12 protein-coding genes are annotated in these 18,187 nt (G+C 52.0%); 4 read left to right on the top strand and 8 right to left on the bottom strand.

The window, feature by feature from the left end:
- Positions 1–78 precede the first annotated feature (78 nt).
- Positions 79–576 carry a serine protease inhibitor ecotin gene (gene eco / locus SK32_RS01765; protein ID WP_048212557.1) on the top strand — a complete coding sequence of 166 codons (498 nt, stop codon included), beginning with the start codon at positions 79–81 and terminating at the stop codon, positions 574–576.
- Between the two features lie 97 nt (positions 577–673).
- Here eco and mqo read toward each other — a convergent pair whose 3' ends face one another.
- Positions 674–2,335, bottom strand: coding sequence for a malate dehydrogenase (quinone) (gene mqo, locus SK32_RS01760; RefSeq protein WP_048211121.1), 1,662 nt, complete (start codon positions 2,333–2,335; stop codon positions 674–676).
- Positions 2,336–2,613: 278 nt separating this feature from the next.
- Here mqo and SK32_RS01755 point away from each other — a divergent pair, with 278 nt between their 5' ends.
- On the top strand, positions 2,614–3,861 hold the full coding sequence (locus SK32_RS01755; RefSeq protein ID WP_048211120.1) for a SulP family inorganic anion transporter: 1,248 nt from the start codon (positions 2,614–2,616) through the stop codon (positions 3,859–3,861).
- On the opposite strand, the gene mgtE is transcribed toward SK32_RS01755, so the two are convergent.
- The 6 genes from mgtE to SK32_RS01720 all read right to left on the bottom strand — a co-directional run bounded on the left by mgtE (position 3,824) and on the right by SK32_RS01720 (position 11,150).
- On the bottom strand, positions 3,824–5,260 hold the full coding sequence (mgtE, locus tag SK32_RS01750; RefSeq protein ID WP_048211119.1) for a magnesium transporter: 1,437 nt from the start codon (positions 5,258–5,260) through the stop codon (positions 3,824–3,826). The genes SK32_RS01755 and mgtE overlap by 38 nt on opposite strands.
- Before the next feature lie 105 nt (positions 5,261–5,365).
- Complete coding sequence (locus SK32_RS01745; protein WP_048211118.1) at positions 5,366–7,009, bottom strand: multidrug ABC transporter permease/ATP-binding protein; 1,644 nt, start codon at positions 7,007–7,009, stop codon at positions 5,366–5,368.
- Positions 7,010–7,084: 75 nt separating this feature from the next.
- Positions 7,085–7,735, bottom strand: coding sequence for a DNA oxidative demethylase AlkB (alkB, locus tag SK32_RS01740; protein ID WP_048211117.1), 651 nt, complete (start codon positions 7,733–7,735; stop codon positions 7,085–7,087).
- The gene (ada, locus tag SK32_RS01735) at positions 7,735–8,799 is read right to left on the bottom strand and encodes a bifunctional DNA-binding transcriptional regulator/O6-methylguanine-DNA methyltransferase Ada (protein ID WP_048211116.1); all 1,065 of its coding nucleotides are present in this window, start codon (positions 8,797–8,799) and stop codon (positions 7,735–7,737) included. The genes alkB and ada overlap by 1 nt, the downstream gene beginning before the upstream one ends.
- Positions 8,800–8,878: 79 nt before the next feature.
- Complete coding sequence (gene apbE / locus SK32_RS01730; RefSeq protein ID WP_048211115.1) at positions 8,879–9,934, bottom strand: FAD:protein FMN transferase ApbE; 1,056 nt, start codon at positions 9,932–9,934, stop codon at positions 8,879–8,881.
- A 115-nt stretch (positions 9,935–10,049) separates the two neighbouring features.
- On the bottom strand, positions 10,050–11,150 hold the full coding sequence (locus SK32_RS01720; protein WP_005129375.1) for a porin OmpC: 1,101 nt from the start codon (positions 11,148–11,150) through the stop codon (positions 10,050–10,052).
- Positions 11,151–11,891: 741 nt separating this feature from the next.
- On the opposite strand from SK32_RS01720, the gene rcsD reads away from it, so the two are divergent.
- Complete coding sequence (gene rcsD, locus SK32_RS01715; RefSeq protein ID WP_048211113.1) at positions 11,892–14,561, top strand: phosphotransferase RcsD; 2,670 nt, start codon at positions 11,892–11,894, stop codon at positions 14,559–14,561.
- Between the two features lie 16 nt (positions 14,562–14,577).
- Positions 14,578–15,228, top strand: coding sequence for a response regulator transcription factor RcsB (rcsB, locus tag SK32_RS01710; RefSeq protein ID WP_003027592.1), 651 nt, complete (start codon positions 14,578–14,580; stop codon positions 15,226–15,228).
- 112 nt (positions 15,229–15,340) lie between these two features.
- On the opposite strand, the gene rcsC is transcribed toward rcsB, so the two are convergent.
- Positions 15,341–18,187 carry a two-component system sensor histidine kinase RcsC gene (gene rcsC, locus SK32_RS01705; protein WP_048211112.1) on the bottom strand — a complete coding sequence of 949 codons (2,847 nt, stop codon included), beginning with the start codon at positions 18,185–18,187 and terminating at the stop codon, positions 15,341–15,343.

Below are 18,187 nucleotides of genomic sequence, written 5' to 3'. Positions count from 1 at the left end.
TAATAGACGATATGAATATGCTAACCTGCCCTTGATACGTTCATAAGACAGAAGAAAGGAAACACTGTGAACAATAAGATGAAGACAATTGTCCCTGCCGTACTCCTTGCCGCCTTCGCCAGCACCTCTGTGTGGGCGACAACCACCGATGCCAGCGCTCAGCCGCTGGAAAAAGTCGCCCCTTATCCTAAAGCGGACAAGGGAATGAAGCGTCAGGTTATTCAGCTTACTCCTGAGAAAGATGAATCTACTCTGAAAGTAGAACTGCTGATCGGACAAACGCTGGAAGTTGATTGCAACAAACATCGCCTTGGCGGAGAACTGGACAGCAAAACGCTGGAAGGTTGGGGTTATGACTACTATGTATTCGACAAAGTTACGTCTCCGGTTTCAACCATGATGGCCTGCCCGGACGGCAAGAAAGAGAAGAAATTCATCACCGCGTATCTGGGTGAAGACGGTATGCTGCGTTACAACAGCAAATTACCGATTGTGGTATACACCCCGGAAAACGTGGAGGTGAAGTACCGCATCTGGAAAGCAGAAGATAAGATTCAGGACGCCGTCGTGCGATAAGTGAGAATGTGCCGGATGGCGGCGTACCGCCTTATCCGGCCTACAGACGCATGAAGTTGAAATAGGCCGGATAAGCGCAGCGCCATCCGGCCTTTTTTTACAGTGCGATATCCGCCACAGCTTTCTGCTCAGGCTGCGGTTGCGCCTGAGGTTTTAGCTGTGGTTTCGGCGCTTCATCAGCAACCTGCGGTTTATCGTACTTCAGACCCAGTACTTCGCTGGTGTATTGCAGCTCTTGCTCCGTAGCCTCAACGTTGCCGTTCAGCTTCGTGCCATAAGACGGAATAATCGTTTTCAGCTTCGCCTGCCATTCCGGGCTGGCAACTTTATCTTTAAACACTTTTTCCATCAGATGCAGCATGATCGGTGCCGCGGTTGATGCCCCCGGTGATGCACCCAGTAGCGCAGCAATGGTGCCTTCTTTATCGCTGACCACTTCGGTTCCCAGACGCAGAACGCCGCCCTTCTCCGCATCACTTTTGATAATCTGCACACGCTGGCCTGCCTGCCATAAACGCCAGTCTTCTTTTTTCGCCTGTGGATAGTACTCTTGCAGCGCGGCAAAACGGTCGTCGTCGCTGAGCATGACCTGGCTTACCAGATATTTGACCAGATCGAAGTTATCCAGACCCACGTTGACCATCGGCATAAAGTTCGACCTGGTGGTAGAACTGAGCAGATCCCACAATGAACCGTTTTTCAGGAACTTAGTGGAGAAGGTTGCGAACGGCCCAAACAGCACTACGCGTTTACCATCCAGAATACGGGTATCGATGTGCGGTACGGACATCGGCGGCGCACCAACGGAGGCCTGACCGTACACTTTCGCCAGATGACGATTGACCACATCAGGGTTTTCCGCCACCAGGAACTGCCCGCCAACCGGGAATCCGGCATAGCCTTTCGCTTCCGGAATGTCGGTTTCCTGCAACAGCTTCAGGGCAGCGCCACCGGCACCGATAAAGACAAACTTCGCCTTAATAGCGTGTTCCGCTTCGTTGTTTTTCAGATCGGCAACCGTGACGGTCCAGCTATTATCCGCGTTACGCTTAAAGCCGCGAACTTCGGTGCTCAGTTGCAGCGCAAAATTAGGTTTTTTCTGCAACGATGCAATCAGCTGGCGCGTAATTTCACCGTAGTTCACGTCAGTACCGATCTCGGTACGCGTTGCCGCAACTTTCTGCTGCGGATCGCGACCTTCCATAACCAAAGGCGCCCATTCTTTAATCTGCGCGTGATCTTCAGAGTAGCGCATACCGCGGAACAGGGTGCTTTGCTGGAGTGCCGTGTAACGGGCACGCAGGAAATTCACGTTCTCGTCGCCCCAGACAAAGCTCATATGGGGAACAGTGGTGATAAACGAGCGGGGTTCATGCATCACGCCGTTGTTGACCTGATACGCCCAGAACTGGCGGGAAATCTGGAAGGCTTCGTTAATTTCGACTGCCTTTTCAATACTGATGCTACCGTCAGCCTTTTTAGGCGTGTAGTTCAGTTCCATCAGTGCGGAGTGGCCTGTTCCGGCGTTGTTCCAGCCGTTTGAACTCTCCTGAGCAACGCCATCCAGTCGCTCTACCATGGTCATTGACCATTGCGGCTCCAGCTCCTGTAAATAGGTTCCCAGTGTGGCGCTCATGATGCCGCCGCCAATCAACAGTACATCCGTTTCCTGCTCTTCCGCCGCTTTCGCTTTTGCTGCCATCGAGACAACATTCAGCCCTACAGCCATGGTGAAGAGCATGGCAGTCACTTTTTTCATAATGTTAATGCCTTACTTTTAGTATCGCTTTTTGCTTTTTATGCAGGTGAAAATCGAGCGGTAACAACGGTAACACTTAAGTAAAAATAATTAAATATTGTTTATAAATTATATTTAAATTTTAAAAATGTTATTAATACGTTGATTCTTTATATGGTTATTGACAATCATTTCTGGAAACCTCCCCGTCAGACGGGTACTATGCTGCGCTTTGCTATTCACCGCACGGATGCCTGTCGGTCTGCTGTCATCAGGCCTTTTCTGACCTGAGAGTAACTATGTCTGCAACACACTCTTCCCCTGCCGCGGTGGCAGAACACACCACCCACACCGTGTTACGCCACCCCCGCCTGCTGGTTCGTGAAACGCTGGCCGGTGTGGTAACCGCCCTGGCGCTGATCCCGGAAGTGATCTCTTTTTCCGTTATTGCTGGCGTCGATCCGAAAGTCAGCCTGATAGCCTCGGTCGTACTGTGCCTGGCGATGTCCTTTTTAGGTGGGCGTCCGGCAATGGTTACCGCCGCTGCAGGATCGGTTGCATTAGTCATTGGCCCGATGGTGCATCAACACGGCGTGCAGTACATCCTGCCTGCGGTAGTGCTGGCCGGGATTATTCAGATCCTGTTTGGTGTGTCAGGAATGGCGCGTTTGATGCGGTTCATCCCTACGGCCGTGATGACAGGATTTGTCAACGCGCTGGGTATTTTGATTTTCTTTGCCCAGGTCCCGCATTTCTGGGGGAAAAGCCCGCTCATCTGGGGGCTGTTCGTCCTGACGCTGCTGATTGTGCTGTGGGTTCCGCGGTTTATCAAAGCCATCCCCGCGCCGCTGATCGCTATCGTGCTGCTGACGGTGTTCACTGTCACCAGCGGGCAACTGTTACCGACCGTCGGTGACGAAGGTTCAATGAGCGGCGGTCTGCCGGGCTTGACGCAGTTACTTGTACCACTCAACCTGCAAACGTTAGCCATTATCTGGCCCTGCGCGCTGAGCATCGCTTTTGTTGGATTGATGGAATCGCTATTAACTGCCCGGCTGGTTGACGACCTGACGGTCACCCCGTCGAATAAAAACCGTGAAAGTACCGGGCTGGGCGTAGCCAATATCCTGGCCGGTTTTTATGGCGGCATCGCCGGATGCGCGATGATCGGTCAAACGATTGTCAACGTTGAGATGGGGAAAGCTCGCAGCCGCGTTTCCACGTTTGCCGCCAGCCTGGTCTTGCTGCTGCTCGTCACCGCACTCAGCGAGGTGATGGCAAAGATACCAATGTCAGTACTGGCGGGAATTATGGTGATTGTGGCGGTAAAAACGTTTAGCTGGCACAGCATCCGACCCGCGACGCTGACCAACATGCCGGTCACCGAAACGCTGGCAATGTTGGTTACCGTCGCCGCGACAGTCTCTACCGGCAACCTGGCGATTGGCGTGGTTGCCGGCGTGATCACGATGTTGATACTGCCGCGCATCGTCAGTAGGAAACGGGCGTCTACATCAAAAACAGCGTCGCCAGACCCAGAAAAATAAAGAATCCGCCGGTGTCGGTGATAGCGGTAATCATGACGCTGGAGCCGACCGCCGGATCGCGCCCGAGCTTCACCATCGTCATCGGAATGATAACGCCCATCAGCGCCGCCATCAGCAGATTGAGCATCATTGCCAGGGTCATCACGCCGCCCAGCGCCATATCATCGTACAGCCACCAGGTGATGCCGCCCATGATGCCGCCCCAGACAAGGCCGTTGATCAACGCTACCCCCATCTCACGCAGGATCAGAAACGTCAGGTTGCCGGGCTGAATATTCTGCAACGCCAGCGCCCGGACAATCATGGTGATGGTCTGATTACCCGTATTACCGCCAATCCCTGCCACAATTGGCATCAGCGAGGCCAGCGCCACCAGTTGTGAAATGGTGTGCTCGAAACCGTCGATTACCCGCGAGGCGATAAAAGCGGTACAGAGATTAATTGCCAGCCACGCCCAACGGGTTTTTACCGCTTTAGTGACCGGAGCGAATACATCCTCTTCGGCACTTAAGCCCCCCATTCGACGCAGATCGGTATCGGTTTCTTCATAAACCACGTCGACGATCTCATCGATGGTTAAGCGTCCCATCAGTTTGCCTGAGGGATCAACCACCGCAGCACTGACCAGGTTGTCACGTTCAAACGTACGCGCAGCATTCTCGGCGATATCTTCCGGAGAAAATGTGAGCGGATCATCCTCCATCACTTCGCTGACTTTACGCTGCACGTCATTGAGCAGAATACAGGTTAGCGTCAGTTCACCCACCAGCACTTTATTGCGATCGGTTACGAAGAGTTTATCGGTGTTCTCCGGCATTTTTCCCAGCCGCCGCAAGTACCGCTGCACCACTTCCAGCGTCACGTCCGGACGTACGGTGATGACTTCGAACTCCATGATCGCACCGACGCGATTCTTCTCGTAGTGCAGCACCTGACGTACGCGCGCACGCTCTTCAGCAGGCAATGATGCCAGCAGTCGACCGGTAAGGTTACGGGGTAAATGCTGTACCAGATAAATCTGTTCGTCGATATCGAGATATTGCAGCGCATCCAGTAGCTCGCGGTCGCTCATCTCGTCGATCAGGTCATCCCACACATTTTCTGATGCTTCAAGCAGGACGTTGCCGCGTTTTTCACTTTCGACCAGTCGCCACAGGGCGTGACGCTCTTCGGAGGGCAGTGCTTCAAGGGTATCGGCCAGATCGGGTGGCGGCAGATGCGCCACCAGAGCCCCTACCTCAGCAATATCGTCGGCTAACGTGCCGACGTCATATTGCTCAGCCAGGGTAAGCTTGCCCAACAGTGTTGAAATAATGGCTTTATCAGTGGTCAGCAGCCAGATTAGACGCGCACGCTCTTCATCACGTAGCCTGGCGCTGTTTTTGTTTATTGCGGACATTAATCATAAATCCATGATATGAAATATCATCAATCATGATGCCGAATTATGTAAATAACAATAAACGAGGCCGCCGGGTGGATAAAAAACCGGCGGCATGTGGGATCATGCAGTGCGCGCCACCGCATCGCGCGAAGCCGCATCGCGTTCATCGCCCAGCAGTTCACTCAATTGCCCATTACGCATTTCCAGCAAACGGTCTGCATGAATAAAGTAATGATCGTCATGACTAATGGCGAAAATGGTTTTGCCCATCTCCTGCATCAGCGGCAGCAACACCTGGTAGAATTCACGCCGGAAATGGGGATCCTGATCGGCGGCCCATTCGTCCAGCAGAATGATGTCGCGCTCCTCTGCTAAGGCCAGCAACAGCGCCACACGCTTTTTCTGCCCTTTCGACAGCTTCAGGTTGAGAATGCGCCCGTCGTTCAGTTCCAGCTTGTGCGCCATTTGCAGATGATCCAGCCACTTCGCTACCAGCGCCGGAGAAGCGTCTCTGCCTTCAGGTCCCAGCAATTTGTCAAACAGCCAGACGTCGGTAAACACCGCGGAGAACAGCTTGCGGTAGTCCTCCGGTTTTTCGACAGCAACCGCCTTGCCATCCAGTAAAATCTCACCAGACTGCGGCTGGTATAGCCCGGTCAGCAACATCGCCAGCGTAGATTTCCCACTGCCGTTACCGCCAATCAGGAAGATCAGTTCACCACGATGAATGGTCAGATTCACTGGCCCAACGGCGAACGCATTATCCTGATAGCGGAAAACCACGTCGCGCAACTCCAGCGTTTGCCAGTCCGGAAATGCGGTTGGCCGTGGGAATTCAGCCTTGAAGGGGGCCAGGGAGAACTTATTCAGCTTGTTGAACGCCACCTGTGCAGTCAGCAGCGTTGGCAGCGCGCCGACGGCAGAGAGCAGCGGCGTGCGCAGGAATAGCAGCGTCAGCGAATAGGTCGCCGCCACGGCGGTATCCGCCCAACCCAGACTGTTGGCCATCCAGAACACCAGGCCAATGGCGCCCAGCATCATAATGTTCGACCAGTTGACCGCGCTCAGGTGGAAGGTATCGGCACGGATAATATGATGACGGTACTCTTTGGCATCCGGGACGTACAGCTGATTAAAGATATGCTCCGCACGTTCCCGGTTGAGCGTCAGCTCTTTGCGCCCTTCCAGCACCGTCTGGTAGTCGTTGTACAGCTTGTCTTCGGTTTCACGCAGGGTAGCCATGTGTTTATACACCCGCGCCACCAGCACAAATCCGCCCCAGATGGTGATTGCCATCCAGATTGCCGTCACCAGCAACATTTTAGTCGACAGCATGGCCAGATACGCCGCCGACCCCACGGTCAAAATAATCCCCTGTACCAGCTCAGGCAGGCGGACAAAGGCAATGGTAATGTTACGGATATCGCTGGTTAAACCGGCCAGTAACGAGGCGCTACCGATTTGCTCGATACGCTCGACGTGGGTGTCCAGAATTCGTTTGATAAATTCGCTACGCAGACGGTAGACAAAGTGGTGCCCCAGCGTGGTGAGCGCCAGCTGTGAACCGAGGGTGACGACCATCAGTAACAGCAGCAGGCCAAGAAACTCCGGTAGCACCATCAGCGTGGTGTCGACCGTTTCAATCAGGCGCTGATTAATAAACGCAATCAGCCCAATCCCCAGCGCGGCACTGACAAGGCTGAGCGCCATGACGCTGATAAATGGCCAGCGATACTGCCGCCAGACAAGAAGTAAAAGTTCCATGCAAACAACCCGGACAAGTAATAACAGCCCGCAGTTTAAACATCTCTTCGCTGACAGCAATAATAATTCTTATTTTTATTCTTTTTTACCTGCCTGGCGAAACGTCAGGTTATAACGACAATCTCCCGTCAATGGATGATACCCCGTCTTAAGCGGCTGGACGCCATGATAAAACAGCCGCGAGTTTCCCCCCCATACCACCACATCACCATGCTCCAGCAATACTCGCTTTAAGGGATCGTTGCGCCGTAAGCCGCCAAACTGAAAAATCGCCGGCAGGCCCAGCGATACAGAGACGATAGGCGCTCGCAGGTCAGGCTCATCTTTATCCTGATGTAAAGACAGTTTTGCCCCCGGCGTATAGCGATTAATAAGGCAAGCATCCGGTTGAAAATCAGGATAGCCTGCGGCCGTTGCCGCCTGTTGGCACAGCTCAGCAAAGACCTCGGGTAATGGCGGCCAGTGAACGCCGGTTAATGGATCGACCGGTGAATAGAGGTAGCCATGTTGATCCGTTGTCCAGCCCAAATGGCCGCAATTCGTCATGGCTACCGACATCGTATAACCGCCAGGGGTGACCATCTGGCGAAACGGCGACAGTCTGGCTGTCGCCGCGATTGCCCGCAGTAAAGCGGGGGCGGATTCAAATGCAAAGCGCCGCAAAATCACCGCACCTGACGCCAGCGGCTCGTGCCAGGGTTTCTCATCTGCAAAGAGATCGAGCATTACGTTTCCTCGCGGGTGGCTTCACGTTGCAACAGTTGCGCCTTGCGCGTTATTCCCCAACGATAGCCAGAAAGCGCGCCATCACCGCGGATTACGCGGTGACACGGGATCACAATCGCCAGCTTGTTCGCCGCGCAGGCGCTGGCTACGGCACGCACCGCCTTCGGCTTGCCGATAGTGCTGGCAAGTTGCTGATAACTCACCGTCTCACCACAAGGGATTGCCCGCAGCGCTTGCCATACCTGCTGCTGAAAGGCGGTTCCCTGAATATCCAGCGGCAGTGACAGTGCGGTATTGCGCGTGTTAATCACGGCGATCACCTCACGCACATGTTGTTGAAACTCCGTATCGGCGGGCTCGTCACGTGCCGTCGGAAACAGTTCATGCAATTCTGCTATCAGCGTAGCATCGTCGTCGCCCAGCAAGATCGCGCAGATACCCCGTTCACTTTCCGCCACCAGGCAACGGCCGAGGGCGCAATCTGTGAGGGTATAGCGCACAGAAACATTACCGCCGCCTTGACGAAATTGCCTGGCGGTCATGCCTAACGCCTGATCCGCTTTGCGGTAATAGCTGCTGCTGTCGGGGAATCCGGCGTCAAGAATCGCCTGCGTGACCGGTGCGCCTTTTGCCAGCGCGTCACGCAGGCGACGGGCACGCCACGACTGTTGCCAGGCTTTGGGGGTCATCCCGGTGGTGGCTTTGAACAGGCGATGCAGGTGAAACGGGCTCATCGCAACATGCTGCGCAAGAGCCTCCAGTGTGAGGGGGGACTCCTGCTCCAGCAACTGACAGGCGTGGGCTATTTTGTCCAGCCGCTGCTGTTGCGCGCTATCTTTGTCCGGTCGGCAGCGTTTGCAGGGACGAAACCCTGCCGCCTGTGCCTGCTCGGCATCCGCGAAGAAACTGACATTTTTGCGCAGCGCATGTTTTGCCCGACAGGACGGTCGACAAAAAATGCCTGTAGTCTGAACAGCAAAAACAAACTGACCGTCAGCCCTGGCGTCACGATCCAGCACAGACTGCCAGCGTTCATCATCAGTGATGTGTAAGAGATTTGTCATGATGGACTCCTTTGTTAAGCATAGCGCTTAGCCTCAGTGTGTCCGCATTGCGGGTTATAAAAACCCGCAATCTTGCTTTTTAATTTTTTTCGCTGACCAGGAAGCTTTTAAACTGCGGCGACATCCAGGTGCTAAACCCTTCGCCTTCTTTAACAATCATATACACCGCTAACCCTTCGCGACGCACAACCTCTTTGGCTTTTTGCGGGCCAAGCACCATTAGCCCGGTATCCCAACCATCAGCCTCCAACGCCGTGGGTGCAATCACCGTCACAGAGACCAGATTGTGTTCAATCGGACGGCCGGTTTGCGGATCGATGACATGGGAAAGACGCTTGCCATCCAGTTCGTAATAGTTGCGATAGCTACCGGAGGTGCTGATACCATGCCCATTGATATCGACAATCGCCTGGACCGCGTTTTCACGATCGGTCGGTTTCTGTATTGCCACACGCCACGGTTGCCCCTCGGCATTCATTCCACGGCTGTTTAGCGCGCCGCCAACTGAGACCAGATAACGGGCGATCCCTTCCTGCTCCATTAATCGAGCCAAATGATCGGCGGCGTACCCTTCGCCAACGGTAGAGAGATCCACATACAGATCCGGCAAGTCTTTTTGCAGGTAGTTCTGATGCGCTTCATTCACGACCTTCAGATGTGAAAGTCCGGTTTGCGCTTTTGCAGCGTCAATTTGCCCTTGGGTGGGAATATGTAACGGTTGCTGATCCGGGCCAAAGCCCCACAGGTTGACTAACGGCCCCACGGTGATATCCATAGCCCCATCGGTTTTTGCACCAATGCGTAGCGCCGAGGTCACGATATCCGCCATGGCGTCGCTAACCGGCCACGGCGACAGACTTTTCGACAGGTTAAAGCGCATCAATGCAGAGTCATTTTTATAGGTGGAGAGCAGTTGATCATCGGCATCAAGCTGAGTCTGGATCTTCACCTGTAGTTCTGCGGCGCGTTTTGCATCGACGCCCACGACACTGACCCGCCAGAAAGTGCCCATGGTTTTGCCTTCCAGGACTGTCGCGGTTGAGGACGGGGTCTGGGTTGATTTCGGGGCCTCATCGCACCCGACAAAAAAGAGTGTTACAGCCAGGAGCGCTGCACGACAAAAAATCATATCCATACGTGATTACCCTTATGAAAACGGGCGCAAGAGTACACCAAAAAAGAGTGTTTGTACGTCAGAAAAACGGCATTAAAAAAGGCCCCGTAGGGCCTTTGATAGAAATAGATACAGATTAGAACTGGTAAACCAGACCCAGTGCTACGATATCATCGGTAGAGATACCTGCATTACGGGTGAACTGGTTGTCATCCAGCAGGTTGATTTTGTAATCAACATAGGTAGACATGTTTTTGTTGAAGTAGTAGGTCGCGCCAACATCAACATATTTCAGGATATCCTGGTCGCCGTAGCCGTTGTCCAGATCTTTACCTTTTGACTGCAGGTAAGCCACGGACGGACGCAGACCGAAGTCGAACTGGTACTGCGCAACAGCTTCAACGTTCTGTGCTTTGTTAGCCCAACCCAGTTTACCTGCACGCGTTGCGTTGTAGGTCTGGGTGTACTGTGCTGCCAGGTACACATTGTTCGCGTCGTATTTCAGACCGCCAGTGTAGGTTTCAGCACGATCGCCGGTACCGAAGTTCAGCTTGTTTTGCTCATCAGTACGTTTGGAGCTGGTGACCGCGGTACCCAGGGAGAAGCCTTCACCGATATCATAAGTGATAGATCCGCCGACGCCGTCACCGTTCTGATTCAGTGCGTCACGACCGTTGCCAGTCACGCCGGTCATGCCTTCACCTTCCGGACTACCGTTTTTACCCTGGTACTGCAGGGCAAAGTTCAGACCATCAACCAGACCGAAGAAATCGGTGTTACGGTAGGTTGCAAAGCCGTTACCACGCTGCTGCATGAAGTTGTCAGAACCGTAGGTATCGCCGCCGAATTCCGGCAGAACGTCGGTCCAGGACGTGACGTCATAAACCACGCCGTAGTTACGACCGTAGTCGAAAGAACCTGCATCAGCGAATTTCAGACCGGCAAACGCGACACGCGTCCAGGCGTTGTTTTCGTTTTCAGAGGAGTTACCCATGATCTGGTATTCCCACTGGCCGTAACCGGTCAGTTGGTCGTTAACCTGGGTTTCACCTTTGAAGCCGATACGCATATAGGTCTGATCACCATCTTTAGTAGAGTCATCAGAGAAATAGTGCAGACCGTCGACTTTACCGTACAGATCTAATTTGTTGCCGTCTTTGTTGTAAATTTCAGCCGCATTTGCTGCGCCTGCTACCAGCAGAGCCGGTACCAGGAGGGACAGTACTTTAACTTTCATGTTATTAACCCTCTGTTATATGCCTTTATTGCTTTTTTATGCCACTGCTCACTGGCTAACCCTCATTAACCAGTCGGCAACTTCATTCTCCGCAAAAACACAGAATAATCCAACACGAATATGATACTAATACTTTAAAGATGTTTCATTTATCTATGTAGATGTTTCAAAACATTAACAAAAGGGAACTTTTTTTAATTAAGAAAATGGAGAGAATAAGCACGAATAGTCAAGAACCATTACAAAATACATATAAATCAATAAATTACACAAAGCACAGCCATAGCACTGAATGATAAAACAAAATCTTCACTCGCAACTAAAATAGACTCGCTATCATCATTAACTTTATTTATTACCGTCATTCATTCATGAATGTCTGTTTACCCCTATTTCAACCGAATGCTCTGCGTTCGGTTTTTTTTTACCCTTCTTTACACAAACATCGCGGTTCTGTGCTACCGATGAAAAACTATAACGACTATTAACTATCTCACCTGTTCACCATCGCATATAAATCAGGCAAATAATTTCTTGTTATTTAATGCTAAATCTGTAGGTTTCATACCTTTATTTGTACTGATAGTGACCGGCTGTACACGTTTGCATTGCCTGCCTGGCAACGATACACAGCAATAAAAAACGCAGCTCCGCAGATGTTGCGTAAGTATGGCAATTCATACATTACCCTTTATACTGCCCCTTCATCTTTAGCGTCGTTTTAACAGGTCATAAACACGAATGAGTCAGTCTGACACAACGGCTTCTACCCGATTCTCCCTGCTTCCGGGAAGTATTACCCGTTTCTTCTTATTATTGATCGTGGTGCTGTTGGTGATGATGGGCGTGATGGTCCAGAGCGCGGTCAACACCTGGCTTAAAGATAAGAGCTATCAGATTGTCGATATCACCCACGCTATTCATAAAAGGGTAGATACCTGGCGATACGTGACCTGGCAAATCTATGACAATATTGCAGCGACAACCAACTCATCGACTGCCGACGGGTTACAGGAAACCCGACTCAAGCAAGATGTCTACTATCTTGAAAAACCCCGTAGAAAGACTGAAGCGCTGATTTTCGGCTCGCATGACAGTTCTACGCTGGAAATGACCCAGCGGATCTCAACCTATCTGGATACACTGTGGGGCGCGGAGAATGTCCCATGGTCTATGTATTATCTGAATGGTCAGGACAATAGCCTGATTCTTATCTCAACATTGCCGCTGAAAGATCTCACCTCCGGCTTTAAAGAATCGACAATTGGCAACATTGTCGACTCGCGCCGCGCTGAGATGTTACAACAGGCCAATGCGCTCGATGAGCGTGAAAGCTTCTCGTCCCTTCGCCGGCTGGTCTGGCAAAACGGTCATTACTTCACGTTACGCACAACCTTTAATCAGCCAGGGCATCTGGCAACCGTGGTCGCGTTTGACCTGCCGATTAATGATTTGATCCCCCCGGGCATGCAGTTGGACAGCTTTCACCTGGAGCCCGATGCCACGTCTACGGCTGAACATCTCAGTGAAAAAGAGTCGCCTGACAGCGTCAGCATCAACTTTAACAATAGCAAGATTGAGATCTCTTCAGCGCTAAATTCAACGGATATGCGACTGGTCTGGCAGGTTCCCTTTGGTTCATTACTGCTTGATACGCTGCAAAGCATTCTGCTGCCGCTGTTACTGAATATCGCTCTGCTGGCGCTGGCGCTGTTTGGCTATACCACTTTCCGCCACCTCCCTGCCCGCTCAAACGAAGTGGCGCCAAACCTTGCCGCAAATAATGAACTCCGGGTGCTTCGTGCAATCAATGAAGAAATTGTTTCGCTGCTGCCGCTGGGGTTATTGGTACACGACCAGGAATCCAACCGCACGGTTATCAGCAATAAAATTGCCGACCACCTGCTGCCACATTTAAATCTGCAAAATATCACCAGCATGGCGGAGCAGCATCAGGGGGTAATCCAGGCCACAATCAATAATGAATTGTATGAGATCAGGCTGTTCCGCAGCCAGATCTCAGCCCGCACGCAGATCTTTATCATTCGCGACCAGGACCGCGAAGTGCTGGTAAATAAAAAGCTGAAACAAGCGCAGCGACTGTATGAGAAAAACCAACAGGCTCGCGCCGCCTTTATGCAAAACATTGGTCGCGCACTGAAAGATCCCGCCAAAACGCTGGCCATCAATGCTGCCGCACTCAATACGCCCGACAGCCACAAACTGGCAAACCAGGCAGACGTTCTGGTACGTATGGTCGATGAGATTCAGTTGGCCAATCTTCTGGAAAGCGATGACTGGAAAAGTGAATCAACGCTGTTTTCCGTGCAGGCGTTAATTGACGACGTAGTGCCTGAAGTACTACCCGCCATCAAGCGTAAAGGGTTGCAGCTGCTGATTAAAAATCACCTGAGCGCCAATGATGAGCGCCGCGGCGACCGCGATGCCCTGCGTCGTATTTTGCTGCTACTCATCCAATATGCCGTGACCACAACGCAGATTGGCAAAATTACGCTGGACGTCGACCAGGATGAGTCGGAGGCAGAGCGTCTGACCTTCCGTATTCTGGATACCGGGGAAGGCGTCGCGCTGAATGAAATTGATAATCTGCACTTTCCGTTCAGCAATGACACGCAGAGCGATCGATATGGCAAAGCGAATCCACTCACGTTCTGGTTGTGCGATCAGCTAGCGCGCAAACTGGGTGGACATCTGAATATTAAAGCGCGGGAAGAACTTGGAACGCGTTATATCGTCCATGTTAAGATGCCGCTGCATGACCAACATGCTGATAATGAAGAACGGCTGTTAGATGACGTCTGCGTGATGGTTGACGTCACCTCGAATGACGTACGCAGCATTGTATTGCGTCAGCTGGAAAACTGGGGAGCAACCTGCATCACGCCCGATGAGCGACTGAATAGTCAAGAATATGATCTCTTTATCACTGATAATCCGTCTAATCTTACTGCCTCGGGCTTGCTTTTAAGCGATGATGAGTCTGGCGTGCGAAAAATTGGCCCCGGTCAGCTGCGCGTCAACTTTAATATGAGCAATGCTATGCAGGAAGCTGTCCTGGAGCTAATAGAAGAACAACTGGCGCAAGAAGAGATCCAGGAACTCCCCCTCGGCGGTGATGAAAACGCCGAACTTCATGCCAGTGGTTACTATGCACTCTTTGTAGACACAGTACCGGATGATGTTAAGAGGTTGTATACTGAGGCAGCAACCAGCGATTTCGCTGCGTTAGCCCAAACGGCCCATCGCCTGAAAGGCGTGTTTGCCATGCTTAATCTGGTACCCGGCAAGCAGTTATGTGAAGCGCTGGAACATCTTATTCAAGAGAAAGATGCTCCAGGTATAGAAAAGTACATCAGCGACATTGACGTTTACGTCAAGAGCTTGCTGTAGCAAGGTAGCCCAATACATGAACACTATGAACGTAATTATTGCCGATGACCATCCGATTGTACTGTTCGGTATTCGTAAATCACTTGAACAAATCGAATGGGTGAACGTTGTCGGCGAATTTGAAGACTCCACTGCACTGATCAACAATTTGCCTAAATTAGATGCTCATGTGTTGATTACCGATCTCTCAATGCCGGGAGATAAATATGGTGATGGGATCACGTTAATTAAATATATCAAACGCCATTTCCCGAGCCTGTCGATCATCGTTTTGACCATGAACAACAACCCGGCCATCCTGAGCGCGGTACTGGATCTCGACATTGAAGGGATCGTGCTGAAACAAGGTGCGCCAACTGACCTGCCGAAGGCGCTGGCGGCGCTGCAAAAAGGTAAGAAATTCACCCCGGAAAGCGTCTCTCGCCTGCTGGAAAAAATCAGCGCCAGCGGTTATGGCGACAAACGCCTGTCACCGAAAGAAAGTGAAGTTCTGCGCCTGTTTGCCGAAGGCTTCCTGGTGACTGAAATCGCTAAAAAACTCAATCGCAGTATTAAAACCATCAGTAGCCAGAAAAAGTCTGCAATGATGAAGCTCGGCGTGGAAAACGATATCGCCCTGCTGAATTACCTGTCATCCGTGACGTTAAGCCCGTCAGACAAAGAGTAATTCGGTTTCATATCATCTGCCTGATGGCACCGCGTTTATCTGGCCTACGAACAATACAGTGTTGTGTATGTTCTGTAGGCCGGATAAGGCAAACACCGCTACCCTGCCTCTTTTATCCCCGCGTTTTTCTTACGCGATCCGCATAGACCGTTAGCGTCTGCTTCAGCACGTCTAGCGTCACTGGCTTGGATAAGCAACTGTCCATTCCCGACTCCAGACAACGCTGCTTCTCTTCCGCCAAAGCATTGGCCGTCACACCAATCACCGGCAGCGTTAACCCCAGTTGGCGAATACGCTGCGTCAAGCGATAACCATCCATATTCGGCATGTTGACGTCGCTCAGCACGATATCAATATGGTTTTTACTCAACACATTGAGCGCGTCCACACCGTCGTTGGCGGTTTTACACTGATATCCCAACGATCCCAACTGATCGGCCAGTAAACGACGGTTAATCGGATGATCGTCAACCACCAGAATCATCATGTCATCGTTTGTGGCTCCCACTTTGTCCGGAGCTGGCAGTGCGGTGGAAAGCGCTTCACTGCCCAGTTCAACGCTGTAGATATGCGCCAGCAGCCCCGGCAACTCGTGCGGTGATGCCACGCTGTGCACCCACTCGCCAGGCGTTCTTTCCAGCGGAATACCAATGTGGCGACGACAGAAAATCACCGTGGCTCGTCCCTGCCACGCCTGATCCAGCACATCATCAGCAATCAATACATCATTTGCATCAGGTTGCTGCCCCTCATAACGCAGCACCGTCATCCCGGTACGCGTGAGGCTGGATTCGATAAAGTGATAGAGTGACGCGTTTCGCACCGCCAGCCAGCAGCGGGTACTGGCAAGACCGTCCACACTTTTATTCTGTGGATACTGGGCTCCATACAGCGGTATCCGCAGTGTAAACTGGCTCCCCATCCCCGGTTCAGAATCAACGGAAATATCCCCGTCCATCATGCTGATCAGTTTTTCACAGATAGCCAGACCTAACCCGGTCCCCTGGAAATTACGCTGCACGCCCGTCCCCACCTGGAAGAAGGGATCGAACAGACGAACGACTTCTTTGGCCGGGATCCCCACGCCAGTATCACGCACACGAATGCTGAGGTAGTCGCCGCTGCACTGAACGTGCAGCACAATACAGCCGGTATCGGTGAATTTAATAGCATTACTCAACAGGTTAGAAATGACCTGCTGCAAGCGCATCGGATCGCCATTTAATGCCACAGGCACATCCGGTTCAATGAAACAGTACAATCCCAGTTGCTTGCGTACCACCAGCGGCAGATAGTTGGCCGTAATATGGCTCATTACTTCCCGCGGTGAAAATTCGCGCGGTTCAATCTTCAACTGTTCGGATTCAATTTTCGAGAAATCAAGAATATCGCTGATAATCTTCAACAACAGGCTGGAGGAGTTATTCATCGCCGTCACCAGGCGATCCACTCCGCTGGGCAGTTCTTTCGTTTGCAGCAGGTCAAGGTTGCCGATAATGCCATACAGCGGCGTGCGTAGTTCATGACTCACCGTCGCAAGGAACATTGATTTTGACTGGCTAGCCTGTTCCGCCGCCTGCGCCATCTCCTGTAACGACTCTTCCATTTTCACACGCGCACTCACATCGACCAGGACGCATATGGCTACATTCTCATTGCGATAACGTGAATGCACAAAGCTGATTTGCAGATTGGTATTATTGCTGGTCAACACATCGACGAAATTAACCTGCTGGCCGCAGATAATTTGCGTCAACCGTTGCCTGTCTTCATGCGTCAGCATGTTGAGATAGGTATGCGCCAGCTCGTTGCTCAGAATGTTAATGCCATCAATTGTGCGCAGAATACAAATACCGACCGGCGCAGAAGCCACAATTTTACGGTTAAACTGTTCATGCTCTTCCAGGCGCTGGGCATCGCTTTCCGCTGGAATAAAAATACGCCGCTCATACATGCGCGTCAGCATAAACAACGCCGCACCCACCAGCACATTCAGCAGAACCGCATTCAGGATCATCATGCGTATCCGCTCCAGCACCAGATCGACCGGCACGGAGTACACAATACTGAGCGATGATGGCGGCAGGTTTTTCTTCAACACCAGATTGCGAAAACCCGGCGTGTAGCCAAACCACGAGCGCTCCTGCATCCAGCGCGGTTCAGACTGAATATTGCCTTCAGGACCGGTGAGTGAAATCAGCGCATGACCATTTTCATCAAGGATTGTCACCCCCATCGGCAAACTGCCCGGCGTGAAGAAGTTCTCCATACGAATCGGCTGTTCCACACCCAGCAACGCCTGCAGACGATTGGCAAGATAGACCGGCGTCAGCGCATAAAAATACCCCACGCCAGGACGCGGTCCCTGGCTTATCCAGAACAGGTTATTGCCGTTTTCTTCCTGCGGCGCATTGCGATACTTAATGATGCGCTCATGCAGTGCTTTCAGCGCCTCGTCACGTTCGACAGGCATATCCCGCAGACCGAAATTGGCCATGCAGAGGTTATCGCTGCCGATCAGGAACACACGGTTCAAATCATAAGCCGCTGAGAAATTGTCGCGCCAGTAGCGCATAAACCACGCCAATGACTCCAGCGAGCCACGCCAGGCATTACCCATCACCGCACAGTCGGAATCGGCAAACAGCGGTTCAAAATTCGGCACCACGGTTTTATCATCCCGTGCCCGCAATGACATCACGCCGTTTTCTGCCGTTAATCGGTTTTCAGCAATGTATTTCAGCTCTTTTATCACGTCAGAAGTACGCTGAATGTAGCGTTGAGCCTGGTCGGAGCTGAGATTAAACTCCTGGCGGATCTCAGACTCTCGCTGGTGCAACGCATTCACAATGTAGAACACCGACGCAAAAGCAATCAGACACCAGACCAGTAAGGCCAGCGCTCTGAACAGGTAGCGTGAGACTTTTAGAGTTGAATGAACGGAAGCAAGGTATTTCAA

It is taken from the genome of Citrobacter sp. MGH100 (assembly GCF_001034465.1).
GTDB lineage: Bacteria > Pseudomonadota > Gammaproteobacteria > Enterobacterales > Enterobacteriaceae > Citrobacter > Citrobacter youngae.
The sequence above is the reverse complement of the archived record's forward strand: the minus strand, read 5'-3'. Positions and strand labels throughout refer to the sequence as shown.